The following is a 4524-nucleotide window of genomic DNA, read 5'->3' on the forward strand; positions in this document are numbered from 1 at the left end:
TTTAGTTTAAAATTAATATTTTCAGCATTATCGAAATTATCTTCCCATCTTATATCTAAAAATCTAATTATCTGTTTATTTTGTTCTGTCCGGTATCTAATATTACTTTTTCAGAAATTACTGTTAATTTTGGACAAATGTTGAATGATTTATAAAAACTCAGCGATATGAAGAAATTATTTGCCGGCTTTTCGATGATGATACTTCTGTTGTCTTCATCGGTTTATGGAAAAGGAAATGAAGTGTTAAATGTAACTTCACCCGATGGGAGTCTCGAAGTAACTGTTGCTATAACCGATAACATTACCTGGAGCCTTGAAGTAAACGGTAGCCTGGTTGCCGGCCCTTCCACCATTGCATTGGAGTTGGAAGAATTCGGAATTCTTGGACATGATCCGGTACTAAGAAATTCATTTACAGCGTCAAAGGACGAAGTAATTGAAACAATTCTGTATAAAAAGTCGACAATTGAAAATAGTTATAACGAACTGAATCTTATTTTCAGAGGTAGATACAGTCTTATTTTCAGGGCATATAACGATGGGGTTGCCTATCGATTTGTAACCTCTATTAAGGATGATGTGGTTGTAAAAAATGAACAAAGTTCGTTTGTTTTCCCTGATGCAAAAGAAGCTTATGTTCCCTATGTCCGCGAACCTGTCGGTCGCTATCAGGTTTCCTTTGAGAGCACTTATGATGTTTTACCGCTTTCAGGGGTTAAACCCGATTCTCTTATTATTACTCCTTTGTTGGTGAAGAATAACGATGGTTCTTCTTTGGTGATTTCTGAGGCTGATCTTGAAGATTATCCCGGAATGTTTCTTACCGTGAATGAAGATGCTACCGGTTTTGAAGCTGAATTTGCCGGTTATCCGCTTGAAGAGGAGCAGGGAGGTCATAATAATCTGCAATCGTATGTTACCAAAAGAGCTGATTATATTGCAAAAACATACGGTAATCGTACTTATCCCTGGCGGATGATAGCCGTCGGAAAAAACGATGCTGAATTGCTCAATAACGATTTGGTTTACAAACTGGCATCACCATCGCGGATAGAAGATACATCGTGGATTCAACCGGGCAAAGTGGCCTGGGATTGGTGGAATGACTGGAATATCTTCAATGTGGATTTTCGTGCCGGTATTAATACTGAAACCTACAAATATTACATTGATTTTGCTGCCGAAAACGGAATTGAATATGTTATTCTTGACGAAGGCTGGTCCGAAAGTACCAACCTGTTGAATGTGATACCAGAAATTGATCTTCAGGAAATTATTGATCATGGAAAGGAAAAAGGGATTGGCATTGTACTCTGGGCCGGTTGGCTTCCTCTTGATCAGCAAATGGATAAGGTGCTTGATAAGTATTCTGAAATGGGCGTTAAAGGTTATAAAATAGATTTCATGAACCGTGATGATCAGAAAATGGTCAATTTTTATTACAGAGCAGCACGAGAAGCGGCAAAACATGAACAGTTTGTCCTGTTTCACGGGGCCTATAAGCCAACGGGGCTGCATCGCACCTATCCTAATGTGCTCACCTATGAAGGGGTATATGGTCTGGAGCAGGTGAAATGGACCGATTACCTGGAAATGCCCGAATATGATGTAACCATTCCTTTTATTCGTATGCTTGCCGGGCCGATGGATTACACTCAGGGCGCCATGGAAAATGCTAACCGGTTCAACTGGCGGGCTGTTTACAGTGAACCTGTGAGTCAGGGAACCCGTTGCCATCAATTGGCGATGTATGTTGTCTACGATTCTCCGTTTTCTATGTTGTGCGATAATCCGACAGCCTACAAAAAAGAGTCTGAAAGTGTCAATTTTATTGCTTCTGTTCCTACTGTTTTTGATGAAACAGTGCCATTGGCAGGAGAAATTGGAGAGTATGTTGCCGTTGCCCGCCGTAAAGGTGATGCCTGGTATGTGGGAGCAATGACCGACTGGAACGGTCGGCAAATTGAAATCGACTTTTCATTCCTGGATGAGGGAGAATACAAAGCAACGGTTTTTGCCGACGGAATTAATGCCGACCGGGCGGCTGTTGATTATACTAAAGATGAAATTATAATCAACGGAGGCGACAAATTGAAAATTGAAATGAAGAGCGGAGGCGGATGGGCCGCTGTTATTGAACCTGTGAAATGAAATTTTGCCCTGACAAAAGTGATGGATTTTTTGTCTCGACCCGGGGGCAAATCATACTACTATTCTTTAAATTCAAATCATAATTCTCTTTTTTGCAGTTTATCTACTTGTTGTGACATGAGACAATCTGGTAATCTGACAACCCTGACAACCCTGACAACCTTAACAACCTAACAACCTAACAACCTAACAATCTAACAATCTAACAATCTAACAATCTAACAATCTATACCATGATGGAAGTATTATTAAATCATCGCACAATTCGTAAATACAAAGATAAACCGGTTGATGACGGACTTCTGAATGAAATATTAACAGCCGGAACACGTGCTTCAACCACCGGAAACATGCAGGTTTACAGTATTGTGGTAACCCGCGATCAGGAAATGAAAGAAAAACTGGCACCAACGCATTTCAATCAGCCGGTTTTTACAAATGCCCCGGTTTCTCTTACATTTTGTGCCGATTTTAACCGGTTTAACAAATGGTGCCGGCAACGGAATGCCGAACCCGGATACGACAATTTCCAGTCATTTGTTGCTGCTGCTATTGATGCACTATTAGTTGCACAAAATGTGTGTGTAGCTGCCGAATCAAAAGGTTTGGGAATCTGTTACCTCGGAACAGTGACCTACAATGCAGATAAAATTATTGATATCCTGAATCTTCCTAAAGGTGTAGTGCCGGTGGCTACAGTAACCCTCGGCTGGCCCGATGAAAATCCGCCACAGACCGAACGTCTACCGCTGGAGGCTGTAGTACATCAGGAAACCTATAAAGATTATTCACCCGAAGATATCGACCGTTTATATAAAGAAAAAGAAGAGCTGGAAGCCAATAAACAATTTGTAGCCGAGAATAACAAAGAAACTCTTGCACAGGTGTTTACTGATGTTCGCTACACTAAAGAAAACAACGAACATTTTAGCAAGGTATATCTTGATGTGTTGAAACAACAGGGATTTTTGAAATAGAATAGATTTAACTTCAATAAAGTCAGGGTTTCCCTTCAAGTGAAGCCCTGACTTATTGCCTACCCGTTAAACCGGACACCCATTTCCTCTCCAAGCCTGGTTAAGTCGTCAATAACAGGTTGCAGAAGCGGAATCCCATTGGTGAGGCGTTCCTGTTCCATTTCACGTTCCGGGTCACCGGGAATCAGCACTTTTTGGTTGGAGGTTACCGGCTCGGCATTACGAAATGTCTCAATCCATTTGTCCATGTGCTCTTTAAATTCGCTTACGGGCCTGAAAGCATCTATACGAATGGCACCTATAAAATGTCCGATACCTTTGCCAACAGGGTTGGCCGGCGGGTCAAGGAAAGCCACGAATGGCGGCACCCAGGGACCGTAATTGGCACCTGACAATACAGATGAGAAAATATCTACCATTCCGCCCAGGCAGTAACCTTTGTGACTGCCGTGTGTCCGGTCGCTTCCCAACGGGAGCATGGCACCGCCTTTTTTCAATATTTCTGCATCAATGGATGAATTTCCTTCCTTGTCCTGTGCCCATCCTTCAGGAATGTTCTCTCCTTTGCGTTGAAGAACTTCAAGCTTTCCGTTGGCTACAGGAGTAGTGGCCATGTCGATAACAACGGGTGGTTGGCTCAGAGCGGGTATGGCCACTGCTATCGGGTTGGTTCCCAGCAAGCGGCTTTTTGAGAAGGTGGGAGAGACGAGCGGACTGGCATTGGTCATTGAAATACCGATCATATCGTGCTCCAAAGCCAGCATGGCATGATATCCGGCAATTCCGTAATGGTTGCTGTTGCGAATGGCTACCCATCCTGTACCTGCTGTTTTGGCCTTGTCAATAGCTATGTTCATGGCTTCCGGGGCTACCATTAGTCCCGGGCCCAAATCCCCGTCCATTACGGCTGTTGACGGAGTTTCGTGCACAATCTCTGGCTTTGGTGAGGCTTTTAATCGTTGTTTTTCCCAAAGTCTTACATAACCGCTAAGGCGTGCCACCCCGTGAGAATCGACACCTCTTAAGTCGGCGGCATTAAGAACGGCAGCTGCCGTTTCGGCCTGTTTGGGAGTGGCACCCATTTTCAGAAATATATCTTTTGTAAATTGTTTAAGATATTTTGAAGAATAAAGTCTCATTGGTGAATAATTTATTAACGGCGCAAAAGTACAATTTTTTTATATGGAACGGGAGCAACCTTTTGGCTCTCTTTTCATCTTATCCTATAGTTAGTGCCCGTCTGCAATAGTCAGTAAAAAAAAAAGCATAAACGCAGAGACGCAATGACGCAAAGTTTTTATTAAGAGAGAGTTGTGCCATGCGCCATTAATTGTGTAAACAATTAATTACCAGAATTCTGCAAAAGTTTAACGGAGTGTTGATACAAAAGACCG

Annotated in this window: 3 protein-coding genes; 2 read left to right on the plus strand and 1 reads right to left on the minus strand. The window is 42.5% G+C overall.

The features are described 5' to 3' along the window. The first annotated feature begins 167 nt into the window (after window positions 1-167). Entirely contained in the window at window positions 168-2153 is a 1986-nt protein-coding gene (locus tag OQ5_RS0100230; RefSeq protein ID WP_016775564.1) for a glycoside hydrolase family 97 protein, read from the plus strand. A 233-nt stretch (window positions 2154-2386) separates the two neighbouring features. Then, window positions 2387-3130 (plus strand): NADPH-dependent oxidoreductase, encoded by a 744-nt coding sequence (locus OQ5_RS0100235; protein ID WP_016775565.1) that lies wholly within the window; start codon window positions 2387-2389, stop codon window positions 3128-3130. A 59-nt stretch (window positions 3131-3189) separates the two neighbouring features. Here OQ5_RS0100235 and OQ5_RS0100240 read toward each other — a convergent pair whose 3' ends face one another. Continuing rightward, the gene (locus tag OQ5_RS0100240; RefSeq protein ID WP_016775566.1) at window positions 3190-4269 is read right to left on the minus strand and encodes an Ldh family oxidoreductase; all 1080 of its coding nucleotides are present in this window, start codon (window positions 4267-4269) and stop codon (window positions 3190-3192) included. Window positions 4270-4524 lie beyond the last annotated feature (255 nt).

Origin of the sequence: Anaerophaga thermohalophila str. Valhall, assembly GCF_000250735.1 — a bacterium.
GTDB classification, from domain to species: Bacteria; Bacteroidota; Bacteroidia; order Bacteroidales; family Marinilabiliaceae; genus Anaerophaga; species Anaerophaga thermohalophila_A.

Excerpts from the sequence above, each read along its gene's own strand:
- OQ5_RS0100230 (WP_016775564.1), top strand. The coding sequence starts at position 168 with ATGAAGAAATTATTTGCCGGCTTTTCGATGATGATACTTCTGTTGTCT.
- OQ5_RS0100235 (WP_016775565.1), top strand. The coding sequence starts at position 2,387 with ATGATGGAAGTATTATTAAATCATCGCACAATTCGTAAATACAAAGAT.
- OQ5_RS0100240 (WP_016775566.1), bottom strand. The coding sequence starts at position 4,269 with ATGAGACTTTATTCTTCAAAATATCTTAAACAATTTACAAAAGATATA.